Source organism: Stenotrophomonas sp. S39, from assembly GCF_016624665.1.
Classification (GTDB): Bacteria; Pseudomonadota; Gammaproteobacteria; order Xanthomonadales; family Xanthomonadaceae; genus Stenotrophomonas.
Genome location: NZ_JACVTT010000017.1, coordinates 1 through 16797, shown reverse-complemented (window position 1 = coordinate 16797; position 16797 = coordinate 1). Strand labels below are relative to the sequence as shown.

Genomic DNA, 16797 nt, shown 5'->3' with positions numbered 1-16797 from the left:
TCCCTGGTATCCGTTGAACCTGGGCGAGGGCAGATATCGCAACTCGCACTGATCGACCTCGCACCAAAGAGAACCGCTGGATCGAAGTGCAAAGCGCCGCGAAAGACCGGATACGCATCAATGCTCCACGTGGAACAAAAAAAACGCCCGGAGCGACCGGGCGTTTTCCTGTTTCACGTGGAACAGCGCATTGTCAGAGACGCAGCGGCATCACCACGTGGCGCGACTTCTCGCTGCTGGATTCACGCACCAGCGCCGACGAGTTGGAATCACGCAGCTGGATGATGACTTCCTCGTCGCGCAGGGCGGACAGGGCGTCCAGCAGGTAGTTCACGTTGAAGCCAATGGCCAGATCGCTGACGGTGGTGTCGGCTTCGATCTCTTCCTGGGCCTCTTCCTGCTCCGGGTTGTGCGCGCTGATCTTCAGGTTGCCCGGCGAGACTTCCACGCGGATACCGCGGTACTTCTCGTTCGACAGGATCGCGGCACGCTGCAGCGAAGCGCGCAGGGCTTCACGGTCAACCTTCACTTCGCGATCGGCACCGATCGGGATCACGGCTTCGTAATCCGGGAAGCGGCCATCGATCAGCTTCGAGGTGAAGGTGACATCGTCGCGCTTGACGCGGACATGGCTGCGGCCGACTTCCAGCTCGATCTCGCGATCGCCGCTTTCCAGCAGGCGCTGCAGTTCGGTCACGCCCTTGCGCGGCACGATGATCTGGCGCTTGGAACCGCTGGGCTTGGCCAGGTCGGTTTCACACAGGGCCAGGCGGTGGCCGTCGGTGGCGACGGTACGCAGGGCATCACCGCGCAGGTCGAACAGCAGACCGTTGAGGTAGTAGCGCACGTCCTGCTGGGCCATCGCGAACGCGGTGCGTTCGATCAGTTCCTTCAGGGTCGCTTCGCCGATCGCCACGCGCTCGGTGGCTTCCACTTCGTCAACCGACGGGAAGTCGTTGGACGGCAGGGTTGCCAGGGTGAAACGGCTGCGCCCGGCCTGCACGGTGATCTTGTCACCGGTCTGCGAGACGGTGATCCGGCTGCCGTCGGGCAGGGCGCGGATGATCTCGAACAGCTTGCGGGCGGGAATGGTGGTTTCGCCGTCCTGGGCATCTTCAACCGCGATCCGCGACACCATCTCCACTTCCAGGTCGGTACCGGTCAGCGACAGCTGGCCGTTCTGCACCTGGACCAGGAAATTGGCCAGAACCGGAAGGGTCTGGCGGCGTTCGACCACGTTGACGACCTGTGCCAACGGCTTGAGAAAGGCTTCGCGCTGCAGTGTGAAACGCATGTGGTTCCGTGCCCCTATGCTTTAAAAAATGTGGAATAAATCAAAAGCTTGGTGGTGCTGGTAGAGACAGAATCGCTGGAAAACAACGCTAAGTCTTTGTAATAAAAAGAGTTTCTAGCCTCGAAACCCTCTGCATTACCGCCCCCCAGGGGGTGGGGAAAGCTGTGGATAAATTCGACGCGATTTCAGACGCCATTTTTATCCACAACTCATCCCGCGCTTGCTACCGGATTCTGCACCGTTTTGTGCGATGACGCCTCATCAGCGTCCGTGCATCATTCGCTCAGCTTCCGGATCAGCTTGTCCCAATCCTCGCGGAGCTTGCCGTCGGTCTCCATCAGGGTGCGGATCTGGCGGCAGGCGTGCAGCACCGTGGTGTGATCGCGACCGGCAAACGCGTCGCCGATCTCGGGCAGGCTGTGCTCGGTCAGTTCCTTGGTCAGGGCCATCGCGACCTGGCGCGGGCGGGCCAGCGAACGGGTCCGGCGCTTGGACAGCAGATCCTTGATCTGCAGGCCGTAGTAGTCGGCAACGGTTTTCTGGATGTTGGGAATGCTGATCGCCTGCTGCTGGGCGCGCAGCAGGTCGCGCAGGGTTTCCTGGGCGAATTCGGTGGTGATCGCGCGGCCGGTGAAATTGGCGCGGGCGGTCAGGGTATTGAGCGCGCCTTCGAGGTCGCGCACGTTGGAGCGCATCTTCTTGGCGATCAGGAACGCAACATCATCGGGAATCTCGGCACCGCGTTCGCGGGCCTTGGCCAGCACGATCGCGGCGCGGGTCTCGAAGTCCGGCGGTTCGATCGCGACCGACAGGCCCCAGGCAAGCCGCGACTTCAGGCGCGCTTCCAGGCCTTCGACTTCGCGCGGGTACCGGTCGCAGGTCAGGATGATCTGCTGCTTGCCGTCGAACAGCGCGTTGAAGGTGTGGAAGAACTCTTCCTGGGTGCGGTCCTTGCCGGCGAAGAACTGGATGTCATCGATCAGCAGCGCGTCCACCTGCTGGAACTGGCGCTTGAACTGATCCATGGTCTTTTCCTGCAGGGCCCGGATCATCGCGCTGAAGAACTGTTCCGAACGCAGGTACAGCACCTTCGCACCGGGGTTGGCCTGGCGCATGGCATTGCCGGCGGCGAACATCAGGTGGGTCTTGCCCAGGCCGGTGCCCCCGTACAGCAGCAGCGGGTTGTGCGCGCGGTCGCCCGGCTTCTGCGCCGCCTGGAAGGCAGCGGCCAGGCCGAGCTGGTTGCTGCGGCCTTCGACGAAGTTGGCGAAGGTGTAGTGGTTGTCCAGGTTGCCGGCGAACGGCACCTGCGGTTCGGCCACCACCGCCGTCGACGCGCTCGAAACCGGCGCGTTCTGCGCCTCCGAGGGCCGCGGGCGCGAGCCGATTTCAAGGAAAACGTCGCTGAAACCCGCGAAGTGCGTCAGCAGTTCGCGGATCCGGGCCAGGTACAGCTCGCGCACCTGGTCGACGATGAAGGCGTTCGGGGCATACAGCACCAGGCTGTCCGCGCGCAGATCGGCCTGCAGCGGCTTCAACCAAGTGTGAACATCTTCCGGCGGGAACTCCGCTTCGAGGCGTTCGAGACTTCGGGACCAGGCATCCATCGGCAATAATCGTCCGGTGGCCTGTGGACAGGCGCGACAACGCGCCCAAACACAGGCCTGAAAGGGGGAAATGGATGGCTCAGACTACCACCGAGCGCCCGGCTTCGGAATGCTTGTCCCCTACTTATTCACAAAAACATCCACAGCTATTGCACAGGCCGATGAATTCGCGTAGTCACAAGGGGTTGACGCGGGGGGGGAGACCTCTCTAGAATTTCCGGTTCTTTCCCGTCCCATTCATACGAGAGGCCCACATGGCCACCAAGCGCACCTACCAGCCCAGCAACCTCAAGCGTAAGCGCGACCACGGCTTCCGTGCCCGTATGAAGACCGCTGACGGCCGCAAGATCCTGTCGCGTCGCCGCGCCAAGGGCCGCAAAGTCCTGAGCGCCTGATTGCCATGCCGCACATCGCGGCAGACGCAATCCCTTCGACAGTGAATACTGCAGACCCGCGCAAGCGATTCCCTCGCTCTGCGCGGGTTCGCACGCGTGCCGAATATTCAACGGTCTTCAACGGCGCCCGCCGTGTGTCCGATCCGCTGATGACCCTGCACTGGCTGCCGGCTGACCGGCCGGCCAGGCTGGGTCTGGCGGTTTCCCGCAAGGTTGATCCGCACGCCGTCGGGCGTAACCGGATCAAGCGCGTCCTGCGCGATATCCTGCGTCAGACACGAACCGACATCCAGCCAGGCGACTTCGTCGTCGTGGCTCGCAGTGCTGCGCGTTCTGCCAGCAATGACGATATCCGTCAGGCGTTCCTGCGCCTGCTGCGGCGCCTGCGTGCATTGCCCGCGCCCGCCGTGGACGGCACAATGCCGCCGCCAGATGGCACTGCATCTCCCTCTTTGACCGAGCCGGCATCGCGTCCCGGCACCGCCGAGCCTGCCCGCTGATGAACCAGACCCGCGTATTCCTTATTTTTGCCTGGCTGATGGTGGCCGTGCTGCTGTGGATGGAGTGGAGCCGTGAAAAGGCTGCACCGACCCCGGCACCGACCACGACGTCGGTCCAGGCCGCCGCACAGAGCGTTCCAGGGGCGGCCCCGGGCAGCATCCCCAGCGCGCAGGTCCCCGGTGCCCCCGGCCAGGCCGCGGTGCAGGCCCAGGCCAGCGCCACCCCGGCTGCCCAGCGCGTGACCGTCACCACCGACGTGCTGCGCCTGGTGCTGGACGGCGGCCGCGTGCTCGACGCCGAGCTGCTGCAGTTCCCGCAGTCCAAGGACGAAGGCAGCCCGCCGGTCCGCCTGCTGACCGAAGACCCCGCGCATCCGTACAGCGCGATCAGCGGCTGGGCCAGCGAAGACAAGAACACCCCGGTGCCGGGCGCCGATGGCTTCAAGCTGGTCGGTGACGTCCGCGATTTCGTCCTGGCCGATGGCCAGAAGGAACTGCAGATCCCGTTCGTGTGGACCGCCGACAACGGCGTGACCATCAAGCGCACCCTGACCGTGTCGCGCAACGAGTACGCCGTGCGCTTCAAGGACGAGGTCAGCAACACCGGCACCACCCCGTGGAACGGCTACGTCTACCGCACCCTGGACCGTACCCCGACCATCCTGTCGCGGAACATGACCAACCCGGACTCGTTCAGCTTCAACGGTGCCACCTGGTACGACAACGACAAGAAGTACCAGCGTCGTGCGTTCAAGGATTACCTGGACGATGGCGCGCTGAACCAGAACATCACCGGCGGCTGGCTGGCGATGCTGCAGCACCACTTCTTCACCGCCTGGATCCCGCAGAAGGACCAGACCGCGCACTACGTGCTGTCGCAGGTGGCCGGTCGTGACCTGATCGAAGCGCGTGGCCCGGCCTTCACCGTGGCCCCGGGCCAGTCCACCAGCACCGAAGCCCGCCTGTGGGTCGGCCCGAAGCTGGTCAACCAGATCGCCAAGGAAGACGTGCCGGGCCTGGACCGCGTGGTCGACTACAGCCGCTTCTCGATGATGGCGGTGATCGGCCAGGGCCTGTTCTGGGTGCTGAACCAGGTGCACAAGCTGGTCGGCAACTGGGGCTGGGCGATCGTCGGCCTGGTGGTGCTGCTGAAGCTGGTGCTCTACCCGCTGTCGGCCGTGCAGTACAAGAGCGGTGCGAAGATGCGTCGCTTCCAGCCGCGCATCGCGCAGCTGAAGGAACGCTATGGCGATGACCGCCAGAAGTTCCAGACCGCGATGATGGAGCTGTACAAGAAGGAAAAGATCAATCCGATGGGCGGCTGCCTGCCGATCCTCATCCAGATGCCGATCTTCTTCGCCCTGTACTGGGTGCTGGTCGAGTCGGTCGAACTGCGCCAGGCGCCGTGGCTGGGCTGGATCCAGGACCTGACCGCCCGCGACCCGTACTTCATCCTGCCGGTCATCAACGTGGCGGTGATGTGGGCCACGCAGAAGCTGACCCCGGCACCGGGCATGGACCCGATGCAGCAGAAGATGATGCAGTTCATGCCGATCGTCTTCGGCTTCATGATGGCCTTCATGCCGTCCGGCCTGGTCCTGTACTGGGTGGTCAACGGCGGCCTGGGCCTGCTGCAGCAGTGGTGGATGACCAAGCGCCACGGTGGCGAGCCGCTGCCGGCAACCACCGCACCGGCCCCGGTCAAAAAGAAATAACCCGGGTAGAGTCGACCGTTGGTCGACTGGCTTTGGAACAGTCGACCAACGGTCGACTCTACCGACGCTTAACCCAGCAAAAGCCCGCCGCAAGGCGGGCTTTTCGCATGCGGGGGTAGAATCGCCCGCACACCGTGTCCCCATCCTCCGAGTCCGCCATGCCGCGTGCGTCGTCGTTCCGCCTGTTCCTGCCCTCGCTGCTGTTGACCCTGGTCGTTGCCGGCTGTGGCGACAAGGAGGGCAAGGCGCCCGCCGCCGCCGTCACCCAGCCCAGCGCGCAGGCCGCCGCCGCCGCCGACCCGGCCGCCGCGCCGCTGCTGGCCGCGCTGCAGAAGCAGCTGGACGGCTACCGCCGCATCATCGTGCTGCTGGCCGACGAGGAACAGCAGTCGGCCACCGACCGCGGCACGTCCACGCGCGTCGGGCAGCAGCTGTTCCACGATGGCCTGGAACAGCGCACGGCCATCGCCGCGCAGTTCGATGGCCTGCTGCGCAGTGGCAGCCCGCAGCGCTTTGCCACCCTCGGTACGGTGCTGGACTACATCGAATCAGCCCCCGAACTGTTCGATGCCGATCGCCTGGCCTTCCGCGAAGTGCTGCGCGACCTGCACGAACGCGTCGGCGCCGACTCCTCGCTGCCGGCCGTGAAGCTGCACCAGCGCATCGGCGAGGACCTGGACGCGCTGGACGAGATCGAGCGCAACTACAACCAGGAACTGACCCGCATCTTCAGCCGTTTCGAGCGCACCCGCGCCATCGAGCTGAAGCGCGAGAAGTGGGAGGACTACATCGCCCACCTGCACAAGGATTACAGCCGCGAGGCGATCCTGCGCGACTACGGGGTGATCGAGCCGTACCCGATGTCGATGAAGGACAGCGACCGCGAGATCTTCGGCCGCGACCTGCCGCCCAAGACCGTGGTGCTGACCTTCGATGATGGCCCGCACAAGGCCTACACCGATGAAGTGGTCGCCATCCTCAAGCGCTACGACGTGCCGGGCGTCTTCTTCGAAGTCGGCCGCAACCTGGGCAAGGTCGAGGCCGACGGCAAGGTCAGCCTGGGCCCGATGGCGAAGATCAGCCGCAACCTGATGGAAGAGGGCTACGCGGTGGGCAACCACAGCCTGACCCACGCCCAGCTCTCGCGCACCACCGGCGATGCGCTGCGCCGGCAGGTGCTCGATACCGACACCCTGCTGAAGGATGTCGACAGCAAGCGTGCGCCGCTGTTCCGCTTCCCGTATGGCGCGCGCAACGCCGAAGGCCTGCAGCTGCTCAACGAAGCCGGCCTGAAGTCGATCATGTGGAACATCGATTCGATGGACTGGGCCGACCCGGTGCCGGAATCCATCGTGCAGCGCGTGCTCGGCCAGGTGAACAAGGAGCAGCGCGGCATCATCCTGTTCCACGACATCCACGACCGCGCGGTGAAGGCGCTGCCGCAGATCCTGGATCGGCTGATTGCCGATGGTTACCAGTTCGCCGGCTGGAACGGCCGCGACTTCACCGTTGCCCGCGCGCGCAAGGGCGCGGCCAGCGATGCCACCGTCACTACCGGCTACGAGAAGTCGTGGGCGATCGTGGTCGGCATCGACAGCTACGCCAAGTGGCCGAAGCTGGAATACGCCAGCCACGATGCGCAGGCGGTGGCCGATACCCTGACCGGGCAGTTCGGCTTCCCGTCCTCGCAGGTGATCGTGCTGAAGAACGAGCAGGCCACCCGCAACAACATCCTGGCCGCCTTCCACGACCGCCTGGCCGACGACCGCACCGGCAGGAACGACCGCGTGTTCGTGTTCTTCGCCGGCCATGGTGCCACCCGCCAGCTCGCCTCCGGCCGCGACCTGGGCTACATCATCCCGGTCGATTCGGATCCGAAGGAATTCGCCACCGATGCCATCGCGATGACCGACATCCAGAACATCGCCGAGAGCATGCAGGCCAAGCACGTGATGTTCGTGATGGATGCCTGCTACAGCGGCCTGGGCCTGACCCGTGGCGGCCCATCGTCGTCGTCGTTCCTGCGCGAGAACGCCCGCCGCAGCGCGCGGCAGATGCTGACCGCCGGCGGTGCCGACCAGCAGGTCGCCGATGCCGGCCCGAACGGCCATTCGGTGTTCACCTGGGTGCTGCTGCAGGCGCTGGCCGGCAAGGGTGACCTCAATGGCGACGGCCTGATCACCGGTACCGAGCTGGCCGCCTACGTGGCGCCGGCCGTCTCGGCGGTCTCGCACCAGACCCCGGCCTTCGGCAGCCTGCCCGGCTCGCAGGGCGGCGAGTTCGTGTTCCAGGTGCCGGACAGCCAGGAATACCTCAACGCCGATACGCGCCAGCTGACGCCGGATGCCATCGCACTGAACAACAAGGTCGATGCCGCGCAGGATGCCAAGGGCAGCCAGGCACCGGTGACCGTGGCCGACCTGCAGGGCGGCAAGGCCAGGCTGGTGGTGCCCAGCGCGGGCCCGGCCTCGGACCGGCAGCGCGCGCAGCAGGCCAACGACCGCGGCCTGCAGCTGTACCGCGAGAAACAGTACGACGAGGCCGCCGCGCAGTTTGCCGAAGCGCTGAAACTGCGTCCCGATTTTGCCCAGGCGGCCAACAACCTCGGCTTCGTCTACTACCGCCAGCAGCGCTATGCCGAAGCCGCGCGCTGGCTGGAAAACACCCTGAAGATCGACCCGTCGCGTGCGGTGGCCCACCTCAACCTGGGCGATGCCTACTTCAACGCCGGCGACAAGGCCAAGGCGAAGCAGGCCTACACCACCTACCTGGCCCTGCAACCGCAGGGCAGCGGCGCCGCGCAGGCACGCGCGCAGCTGGAGAAACTCTGAGCCATGAATGACGTGACCCGCACCGACACCATCGTGGCGATCGCCAGTGCCCCCGGCGCCGGCGGTGTCGGCCTGCTGCGCCTGTCCGGCCCGCGCGCTGCGGTGATTGCCCGCGCGCTGGGCGCACCCACGCTGCGCCCGCGCCACGCGCACTACGCACGCCTGCGCGACGCCGACGGCGAGGTGATCGACGATGGCATCGTGCTGTGGTTCCCCGCGCCGAACAGCTTCACCGGCGAAGAGGTGGTGGAACTGCAGGGCCACGGCAGCCCCGTGCTGCTGCAGCAGCTGGTCGCGCGCTGCATCGCGCTCGGTGCACGCCAGGCCCGCCCGGGTGAGTTCAGCGAACGCGCGTTCCTCAACGGCAAGCTCGACCTGGCCCAGGCCGAGGCCATCGCCGACCTGATCGCCGCGGGCGACAACCGCGCCGCGCGCGCGGCACGCCGTTCGCTGGATGGCGTGTTCTCGCGCCGCATCGATGCGGTGGTTGAACAGCTCGTACTGCTGCGCATCCACGTGGAAGCGGCCATCGACTTCGCCGACGAACCGCTGGATACCCTCGGCGGCGCGCAGGTGCGGCGCGGGCTTGAACAGGCGCGCGCTGATCTGGCCCTGCTGCGCCGGGATGCAGAACGCGGCCGTCGCCTGCGCGATGGCCTGCATGCGGTGCTGATCGGCCCGCCGAACGCCGGCAAGAGCTCGCTGCTGAACGCCCTGGCCGGCAGCGAGCGCGCCATCGTCACCGACATTGCCGGCACCACCCGCGATACGCTGCGCGAGACCATCCGCCTGGATGGCCTGGAGCTGACCCTGGTCGACACCGCCGGCCTGCGCGACGGTGGCGACGCCATCGAACGCGAAGGCATGCGCCGCGCCCACGTCGAGATCGAGCGCACCGACCTCGCATTGATCGTGCTGGATGCACGCGACCCCGCCGCCGGTGAAGCCGCGCTGGGCGAGGCCGTGGCCGCCGTGCCGCACAAGGTCTACATCCACAACAAGTCGGACCTGCTGGCGGCATTGCCGGCGCTGGATGACCCGGACCGCGTGTTCGTTTCGGCCGCCACCGGTGCCGGCCTGGAAGACCTGCACGCGCGCCTGCGTTCGATTGCCTCGGCCGGAGCAGGCGAGCAGGTGGACGGCGAGTTCTCCGCGCGTACCCGCCATGTGGATGCGATCGAACGCGCGCAGGAACATGCGCAGCGCGCCGATGGCGAGCTGGTGCACGAGCACCTGGAACTGGCCGCCGAGGAACTGCGGCTGGCGCATGATGCGCTGGGCGAGATCACCGGGCAGATGAGTGCCGATGACCTGCTGGGCAGGATCTTCTCCAGTTTCTGCATCGGCAAGTAGCTGTAGAGCCGAGCCCACGCTCGGCTGCGAAGGGCCGGGGTCGGAGCCCCTGCGGGAATCCGACCCCGTGCCCGACACCGCCGGTTGTAACATTCCCGCCGCATACTGACCCCCATCACATACCGCTTGGGGAAGTCGCAGTGAAGTCGTGGGGTTGTGCGTTGCTGTTGTCGCTGGCCGTGGCACCATCGGTGGCCATGAGTGCTGAAACTTCCACCCCGGCCACTGCCAAGGCCTCGGTCTACGGCCACCGTGGCGCCAGCGCGCTGCTGCCTGAGCACACGCTGGCGGCCTACGCGCAGGCCATCTCCGATGGCGCCGACTACATCGAGCCGGACCTGGTGATGACCAAGGACGGCGTGCTGGTGGCCCGCCACGAGAACGAGATCGGTGGTACCACCGACGTCGCCGAGCACAAGGAATTCGCCAAGCGGAAGACCACCAAGGTCATCGATGGCGAGAAGGTCGAAGGCTGGTTCACCGAAGACTTCACCCTGGCCGAGCTGAAGACCCTCTACACCCGCGAGCGCCTGCCGGAACTGCGCAGCACCGCCTTCGACGGCCAGTTCCGCATCGCCACCCTGGACGAAATCCTGGCGTTCCTTGTCCAGCAGGCCGGTCGTGCCAACCGCGGCATCGGCCTGGTGCCGGAAATCAAGCACCCGACCTACTTCCAGTCCATCGGCCTGCCGATGGAAGACAAGGTGCTGGCCGCGCTGCGCGGCAATGCCTATACCGCCGTCGCACCAGTGACGATCCAGTCGTTCGAGACCGCCAACCTGCGCTACCTGCGCGGCAAGATCGGCCGTGGCAGCAACATCCGCCTGCTGCAGCTGCTGTGGAAGGGCGATGCCCGCCCGGCCGATGTCGCCAAGGCCGGTGGCACGCTTACCTATGCGCAGATGATGACCCCGGCCGGGCTGAAGGACATCGCCAGCTACGCCGATGGCATCGGCCCGGAGCTGCGTTCGATCATCCCGCTTGAGGCCAACGGTGCGCTGGGCACGCCGACGGCGCTGGTGCGTGATGCACATGCGGCCGGCCTGATGGTGATCCCGTACACCTTCCGCCCGGAAAACCATTTCCAGGCCAGCAACCTGCGCAAGGGTGCCGACAGCGCGCGCAACCCGGAAGGCTCGATCGCCGAGATGCGTGCCTACCTGGCCACCGGCATCGATGCGTTCTTCACCGATGACCCGGCGCTGGGCCGGCAGGCGGTCGATGGCATGGGCGCGGCGGGCAACGCCGCGAACTGATCCGTCAACGCCGCCGGGCACGGCCCGGCCGCTACCTGTGTGGATGCAGCGCCGATCGCGGGCATACTGGGCGCAGGCTGCGAGGGAGCCGACCAGGGAAGGGAGGCCGGATGCTGCTGTTGCATCGCTATCGTCAAACGCCGCAGGGTGACCTGCAGATACGTTCCTACAATGTGCTGCAGGCAGGCCTCTGCCTGTTCGTTGGCACGGCGGGACCGGTACTGGTGGGGCTGCTGCTTGTTGCGGCCGGTCCTCGCCTGGCCCGGCTGGGCGGGCAGGACCTGCTCCCGTTGGCCGTGGTCGGGCTGCTGGTCGTCGTGCTGTCGGTGACCCTGCTGGTGTACGGCGAGATGCGCGAGACCCTGCTTCTCTCGCGTGGTCGAGGCATCGGCCGGTCCAGTACCACCTACCTGCTTGGCCTGCGCGAGCGGTCACGGACCTTCCCGCTGGCCGCGCCGCTGCGCATGGAACTGCGCCGCATCCGGCACCGGTATTACCCCAGCACCACCTTGTGGCTGATCCTGGAAGACGGCAGTGCGCACGCGTTGACCCCCGTCACGGTGCCGATGGCGCTGGGCAGCCGGCGCACCACCCAGTGGATGCAGACGCTGGCGTCCTACCTGGAGCTTCCCGTGCCTGACCAGGTGGTCGACATTGCGCCGTCCCCGGACACGGTGGCCGCGACCCCACCGCCGACGGCGAGGCCGCGGCCGATGACGCGAAAGCAGAGAAAGCGTGCCGAACGCGAGGCACGCCTGCATGGCGTGCCTGCCGGGCGTCGGCCGGATCGCCGGCCGCAGGGGGAGCGATTGCCCGTAATGATCCGCGTGACGTTCGCCTCGCTGGGTGCCTTCCTGCTGATGTTCGGTGGCTCAGCGCTGCTGTCGGTGCTGCGCAGCCTGGGAAGCGGGCGGTACGTCTCCTGGTCCCCGCGCAGTGGCGGGGTCGTCTACACCTGGGCCGAACAGCCCTTCATGTTCGCCCTGATCGTGACCTTCATCCTGTTCGCGGCGCCGGTGATGCTGTTCTTTGCCGTGCATTTCCTGCGCTCGTCGCTCACGGGCAGGATGCCGCGCTAGGAGGTGCGGTCGCGCGGCTCGTCCGGCCGGCGGAAGGGAACCACCACGTAATCGTGCCCCTCGCGCGGCTGCCACAGCACCGGCACGCGACGCGGCGAGGGCGGCTCGAGTTCGTCGTCGGCCAGCGCCTCGACCTCGTCTTCCTCGTCCTCCCAGCTGTAGTGCTGGCGCGGCGTCATCGGGTCGGCATTGCGGAACAGCAGCGCAGCGATGATGCCGGCGAAGGCGCCGCCCATGTGCGACTGCCAGGACACGCCATCGGCATGCGGCAGGATGGTCATCAGCATGCCGCCGTAGAACAGCATGCCGATCAGGCCGGTAGCGATTGCCGCGCGGTCGCGGCGCAGCAGGCCCAGGCTGGCCAGCAGGAACATCAGGCCGTGGGTCACGCCGCTGGCGCCCAGGTGCACGCTGCCGGGGTTGCCCAGCATCCACGCGCCGATGCCCGAACCCAGCCACAGCAGGGGCAGGGCACGCACGGTGGCTTTCGGGTACACGCTGCCGGCCAGGGTGCCGAGGATCAGGATCGCAAAGCCATTGGCGGCGATGTGCTCGACCGAGGCGTGCAGCATCGGCCCGCCGATCAGCCCCAGCAGGCCCTTGGCCTCCAGCGGTGCCACCGCCCACGGCCGCCAGTCGAAGCTGCCCTGCAGGGCGAAGACGGCCACCAGCACCAGCACGGCGGCCAGGCTGACATTGAACGCCCGCAGGATGCGCATGCGGTCGTTGCGGGGGGCCGGCACGTCACCGGCGGGCAGGGGCGTGTTGTTGTCCATACCTCAGCAATGGCGGTGGCCGGCGCGAAACCAAGGCCAGCGCAACGGGAGAGTGGAAGCGGCCGACGGGACAATCCCGCCGGCCGCGTGCCGCAGGCCGGTCAGGCTCAGGCCTGGCCGGCGTCTTCCTTCGGCGGGTACTTCAGGCTGAGCACCACGGTGGCGGCGATGATCGCGGCGACCACGCCCAGCGACACCGGGGTCGGGATCTTGAACAGGTCGATGATCATCATCTTGATGCCGATGAAGCCCAGCACCAGCGCCAGGCCGTACGGCAGCAGGTGGAAGCGGTCGGCCATGCCGGCCAGCAGGAAGAACATCGCACGCAGGCCCAGCACCGCGAACACGTTGGAGGTGAGCACGATGAACGGGTCGGTGGTGATGGCGAAGATCGCCGGGATGCTGTCCACCGCGAAGATCACGTCGGTCACCGCGATCAGGATCAGCACCGCGAACAGCGGGGTGAACCAGCGCTTGCCGTCGCGCATCACGCTCATCGCGTTGCCGGCGTAGTCCGGCAGCAGGCGCAGGTGCCTGCGCATCCAGCGCAGGGCCGGGTTGGTCTCCAGGTCCGGCTCCTGGCCGGCGGCGAACCACATCTTCCAGCCGGTGAAGAGCAGGAAGGCACCGAACACGTAGAGCAGCCAATGGAACTGGCTGATCAGCACACTGCCGGCGAAGATCATGATCGTACGCAGCACGATCGCGCCCAGGATGCCGATGATCAGCACCTTCTGGCGCTGCTCCTCCGGCACCGCGAAGTAGCTCATGATCATCAGGAAGACAAAGACGTTGTCCACCGCCAGGGCCTTCTCGACCAGGTAGCCGGTCAGGAACTCCAGGCCGACCTTGTTGGCCACCACCTGGCCGGCGGTCTCGCTGAGGTAATACCAGAGGCCTGCGTTGAACAGCAGGGCCAGCGCGACCCAGCCGATGGACCACCACAGGGCCTCCTTGAAGGTGACCTTGTGCGGTCCGCCGTGGCGCATCAACACCAGGTCGACGAGCAGGGCGATGATGACCACCGCCACGAAGCCGCCCCACATCCACACATTACCGATCGTCTGCATTGGGAATATCCGTTGGAAAGATGAATGCCAAGCCGGACGGCGAGGATCTGCAACGGAGGATCGGGAGGGGGATCCAGGGACAGAGCTTCGCCAGTACGGCGAAGGTCTCGCTCGCAACCCCACGCGGGTGGGATTGCCGTTGCACCGGAGCCTGCGGGCTCGAATTGACGGCGACAACGTCTGGGAGCTACTCCCCTTCTGGGGCCGATTCTGCGGCCTGGCCGGGCCGCCGTCAAATGGGCGGCGGGCGGGGGTCAGAGCCCCTGCGGGGATCTGACCCCGGCGGCCGGTTTACAATAGGCCGATGAATACCCCCCTTCCCGTTGTCCGCCTCAAGAACGCGTGGCGCTCCAGCCACCCGTGGATCTTCCAGAAACTGGTCGAGAAGCCGACCGTCCGGCCCAAGCCCGGTTCCATCGTCGACGTGGTCGGCATCGATGGCGAGTTCATCGGCCGTGGCTTCTACAACGGGCACTCGCGCATCGCCGTGCGCATCCTTGAAACCGACCCGAACGTGCCGGTCGATGCCGGCTGGTTCTCGCGCAAGATCGCCCAGGCGGTCGAACTGCGCCGCGGCGTCCTGAAGCTCGATGCGGTGTCCGACGCCTGGCGCGTGGTGCACAGCGAAGGCGACGGCCTGTCCGGCCTGGTGGTGGACCGTTACAACGACCTGGTGGTGGTCGAATTCTTCGCCGCCGGCATGTTCCGCCACCGCGAGTGGATCTACGACGCCCTGCGCGAACAGTTCCCGGGCTGCCGCTTCCACAGCTTCGCCGACGAACACGTGCAGAAGCAGGAAAGCTTCGACTTCCACGGCAACACCACCACCGAAGCGTCGGTGATCACCGAGCATGGCATCAAGTTCCGCGCCGACCCGGCCGGTGCGCACAAGACCGGCTTCTTCGCCGACCAGCGCGAGAACCGTGAGTGGCTGAGCCAGCAGGTGGAAGGCAAGAGCGTGCTCGACCTGTGCTGCAACACCGGCGGTTTCGCCGTGTATGCGGCCGCACGCGGTGCGTCGGAAGTGGTCGGCATCGACATCGATGAAGACGTCATCCAGATCGCCAAGGGCAATTCGCGCCTGAACAACGTGCGCCCGAAGTTCATCCAGTCCGACATCTTCCCGTGGCTGCGCGATGCCGCCAACCGCGGCGAGCAGTACGACGTGGTGATCCTGGACCCGGCGAAGATGACCCGCGACCGCGACCAGGTCATCACCGCGCTGAAGAAGTATCTGGACATGAACAAGCTGGCGCTGGGTGTGGTCAAGCCGGGCGGCCTGTTCGCCACGTTCTCCTGCACCGGCCTGGTGGCCGAGGACCAGTTCCTGGACATGCTGCGCCGCGCGGCCTATTTCTCCGGCCGCACCATTCAGATCCTGAAGGTGGCCGGCGCCGGTCCGGACCATCCGTTCATGGCCCACGTGCAGGAATCGCGTTACCTGAAGGCCGTGTTCTGCCGCGTGGTGGACTGAGCCGTCTGTTGCTGTAGAGCCGAGCCCACGCTCGGCTGATCTGCCTGGCAGCCGAGCATGGGCTCTGCTCTACAAAACGGCGGGCCGCAGCGCTATGGTCGGGCTCTTCCCTTTGCCGGTGAGAGCCCATGCCATCGCTGCGTCGCCTGTCCCTGTTGCTTGCCCTGGCGCTGTGCGCGCCGCTGTCCGCCCATGCCATCGAGTTCAGCGCGCAGGAGCTGGCCCGCGCCAAGGCCCTGCAGCAGCGCCTGCTGACCCTGGACAGCCATCTGGATACGCCGGCCAACTTCGGCCGCGCTGGCTTCGACATCGAACAGCGGCACGACCACAACGCGCTTTCGCAGGTGGATTACCCGCGCATGGTCGAGGGCGCGCTGGATGGGGGCTTCTGGGCGATCTACACCGACCAGGGGGATCGCACTTCCGCCGCCCACCTGGCCGAGCGCGACCACGGCCTGCAGCGCCTGCTGGAGATCCGGCAGATGCTGGCGGCCAATCCTGATCGCTTCGCGTTGGCGCTGACCGCCGATGATGCCGCGCGCATCAAGGCCGCTGGCAAGCGCGTGGTCTACATCAGCATGGAAAACGCCAGCCCGCTGGTGGAAGACCCCAGCCTGCTCTCGTTCTACCACCGCGCCGGCCTGCGCCTGCTCAGCACGGTGCACTTCGCCAACAACGAGTTCGCCGATTCGGCCACCGACCCCAAGGGCGCGGAGTGGAAGGGCCTGAGCCCGGCGGGCAAGGATCTGGTGCGCGCGGCGGTGAAACTGGGCATCGTCATCGACCAGTCGCACGCCTCCGATGCGGTGTTCGATGACCTGCTGGCGATGATGCCGGTGCCGTTCGTGCTGTCGCACAGCTCGGCCAAGGCGGTCTACAACCACCCGCGCAACCTCGACGATGCACGCCTGCGTCAGCTGGCCAAGGCCGGCGGTGTGATCCAGGTGAATGCCTATGGCGGTTACCTGATCGACACTGCCAAAACGCCCGAACGCAAGCAGGCCGAAGAAGCGCTGAGCAAGCAGCTGGGCGGCTGGGAAGGCATGGGCATCGAGCAGGGCGTGGCCCTGCAGCAGGCCGAGCAGGCGCTGGATCACGAACACCCGGTGCGCCATGCCAGCCTGGACGACTTCTTCGCCCACTTCGAACACATCCTCAACGTGGTCGGCCCCGAACACGTGGGCATCGGCCTGGACTGGGATGGTGGCGGTGGCCTCAGCGACCTGCCCGACGTCAGCCAGTTGCCGAAGATCACCGCGTGGCTGCTGCGCAAGGGCTACACCGAGCAGCAGATCGCCGCCATCTGGGGCGGCAACCTGCTGCGGGTGATGCGGCAGGCGCAGGACTACGCCGCAAAGCAGGGCGGGTGAAACGCCCTGCGGGGTGGGGGGGGGGGGGGGCCGCCCCCCGGGGGGGGGGGGGGGGGGGGGGGGGGGGGCGCCCCCCC

13 protein-coding genes are annotated in these 16797 nt (G+C 66.6%); 9 read left to right on the top strand and 4 right to left on the bottom strand.

Translation table 11 applies throughout. From position 1 onward, the window contains the following. Positions 1–193: 193 nt before the first annotated feature. The gene (gene dnaN, locus IAE41_RS06895) at positions 194–1294 is read right to left on the bottom strand and encodes a DNA polymerase III subunit beta (protein WP_005411731.1); all 1101 of its coding nucleotides are present in this window, start codon (positions 1292–1294) and stop codon (positions 194–196) included. A 275-nt stretch (positions 1295–1569) separates the two neighbouring features. Next, positions 1570–2901, bottom strand: coding sequence for a chromosomal replication initiator protein DnaA (gene dnaA, locus IAE41_RS06890; protein WP_079224448.1), 1332 nt, complete (start codon positions 2899–2901; stop codon positions 1570–1572). A gap of 254 nt (positions 2902–3155) precedes the next feature. Between dnaA and rpmH the strand changes: the two genes are divergently transcribed. From rpmH to IAE41_RS06855, 7 genes are all read left to right on the top strand, one after another. Beyond that, positions 3156–3296, top strand: coding sequence for a 50S ribosomal protein L34 (gene rpmH / locus IAE41_RS06885; RefSeq protein ID WP_005411729.1), 141 nt, complete (start codon positions 3156–3158; stop codon positions 3294–3296). Between the two features lie 5 nt (positions 3297–3301). Continuing rightward, positions 3302–3796, top strand: a complete 495-nt coding sequence (rnpA, locus tag IAE41_RS06880; RefSeq protein ID WP_079224447.1) for a ribonuclease P protein component — start codon at positions 3302–3304, stop codon at positions 3794–3796. Beyond that, positions 3796–5511: a membrane protein insertase YidC gene (gene yidC / locus IAE41_RS06875; RefSeq protein WP_108760588.1), complete on the top strand. Its 1716-nt coding sequence runs from the start codon at positions 3796–3798 to the stop codon at positions 5509–5511. Before rnpA ends, yidC begins: the two co-directional genes overlap by 1 nt. A gap of 158 nt (positions 5512–5669) precedes the next feature. Next, positions 5670–8342 carry a polysaccharide deacetylase family protein gene (locus IAE41_RS06870; protein ID WP_200732560.1) on the top strand — a complete coding sequence of 891 codons (2673 nt, stop codon included), beginning with the start codon at positions 5670–5672 and terminating at the stop codon, positions 8340–8342. A gap of 3 nt (positions 8343–8345) precedes the next feature. Beyond that, positions 8346–9695: a tRNA uridine-5-carboxymethylaminomethyl(34) synthesis GTPase MnmE gene (gene mnmE / locus IAE41_RS06865; RefSeq protein ID WP_079224444.1), complete on the top strand. Its 1350-nt coding sequence runs from the start codon at positions 8346–8348 to the stop codon at positions 9693–9695. A 140-nt stretch (positions 9696–9835) separates the two neighbouring features. After that, on the top strand, positions 9836–10951 hold the full coding sequence (locus IAE41_RS06860) for a glycerophosphodiester phosphodiesterase (protein WP_200732559.1): 1116 nt from the start codon (positions 9836–9838) through the stop codon (positions 10949–10951). Positions 10952–11061: 110 nt separating this feature from the next. Next, the gene (locus IAE41_RS06855) at positions 11062–12030 is read left to right on the top strand and encodes a hypothetical protein (protein WP_200732558.1); all 969 of its coding nucleotides are present in this window, start codon (positions 11062–11064) and stop codon (positions 12028–12030) included. On the opposite strand, the gene IAE41_RS06850 is transcribed toward IAE41_RS06855, so the two are convergent. Both IAE41_RS06850 and IAE41_RS06845 read right to left on the bottom strand, forming a co-directional pair. Further along, on the bottom strand, positions 12027–12806 hold the full coding sequence (locus IAE41_RS06850; protein WP_079224441.1) for a rhomboid family intramembrane serine protease: 780 nt from the start codon (positions 12804–12806) through the stop codon (positions 12027–12029). The two genes, IAE41_RS06855 and IAE41_RS06850, sit on opposite strands and share 4 nt — an antisense overlap. 107 nt (positions 12807–12913) lie before the next feature. Then, a complete protein-coding gene (locus IAE41_RS06845; RefSeq protein WP_200732557.1) occupies positions 12914–13876 on the bottom strand; it encodes a TerC family protein in 963 nt (320 codons plus the stop codon). 304 nt (positions 13877–14180) lie between these two features. Between IAE41_RS06845 and IAE41_RS06840 the strand changes: the two genes are divergently transcribed. Together IAE41_RS06840 and IAE41_RS06835 are read left to right on the top strand one after the other, a co-directional pair. Beyond that, a complete protein-coding gene (locus IAE41_RS06840; protein WP_079224439.1) occupies positions 14181–15350 on the top strand; it encodes a class I SAM-dependent rRNA methyltransferase in 1170 nt (389 codons plus the stop codon). 128 nt (positions 15351–15478) lie between these two features. Next, on the top strand, positions 15479–16720 hold the full coding sequence (locus IAE41_RS06835) for a dipeptidase (RefSeq protein WP_200732556.1): 1242 nt from the start codon (positions 15479–15481) through the stop codon (positions 16718–16720). The last annotated feature ends 77 nt before the right edge of the window (positions 16721–16797 follow it).

Excerpts from the sequence above, each read along its gene's own strand:
- dnaN (WP_005411731.1), bottom strand. The coding sequence starts at position 1,294 with ATGCGTTTCACACTGCAGCGCGAAGCCTTTCTCAAGCCGTTGGCACAG.
- dnaA (WP_079224448.1), bottom strand. The coding sequence starts at position 2,901 with ATGGATGCCTGGTCCCGAAGTCTCGAACGCCTCGAAGCGGAGTTCCCG.
- rpmH (WP_005411729.1), top strand. The coding sequence starts at position 3,156 with ATGGCCACCAAGCGCACCTACCAGCCCAGCAACCTCAAGCGTAAGCGC.
- rnpA (WP_079224447.1), top strand. The coding sequence starts at position 3,302 with ATGCCGCACATCGCGGCAGACGCAATCCCTTCGACAGTGAATACTGCA.
- yidC (WP_108760588.1), top strand. The coding sequence starts at position 3,796 with ATGAACCAGACCCGCGTATTCCTTATTTTTGCCTGGCTGATGGTGGCC.
- IAE41_RS06870 (WP_200732560.1), top strand. The coding sequence starts at position 5,670 with ATGCCGCGTGCGTCGTCGTTCCGCCTGTTCCTGCCCTCGCTGCTGTTG.
- mnmE (WP_079224444.1), top strand. The coding sequence starts at position 8,346 with ATGAATGACGTGACCCGCACCGACACCATCGTGGCGATCGCCAGTGCC.
- IAE41_RS06855 (WP_200732558.1), top strand. The coding sequence starts at position 11,062 with ATGCTGCTGTTGCATCGCTATCGTCAAACGCCGCAGGGTGACCTGCAG.
- IAE41_RS06850 (WP_079224441.1), bottom strand. The coding sequence starts at position 12,806 with ATGGACAACAACACGCCCCTGCCCGCCGGTGACGTGCCGGCCCCCCGC.
- IAE41_RS06845 (WP_200732557.1), bottom strand. The coding sequence starts at position 13,876 with ATGCAGACGATCGGTAATGTGTGGATGTGGGGCGGCTTCGTGGCGGTG.
- IAE41_RS06840 (WP_079224439.1), top strand. The coding sequence starts at position 14,181 with ATGAATACCCCCCTTCCCGTTGTCCGCCTCAAGAACGCGTGGCGCTCC.
- IAE41_RS06835 (WP_200732556.1), top strand. The coding sequence starts at position 15,479 with ATGCCATCGCTGCGTCGCCTGTCCCTGTTGCTTGCCCTGGCGCTGTGC.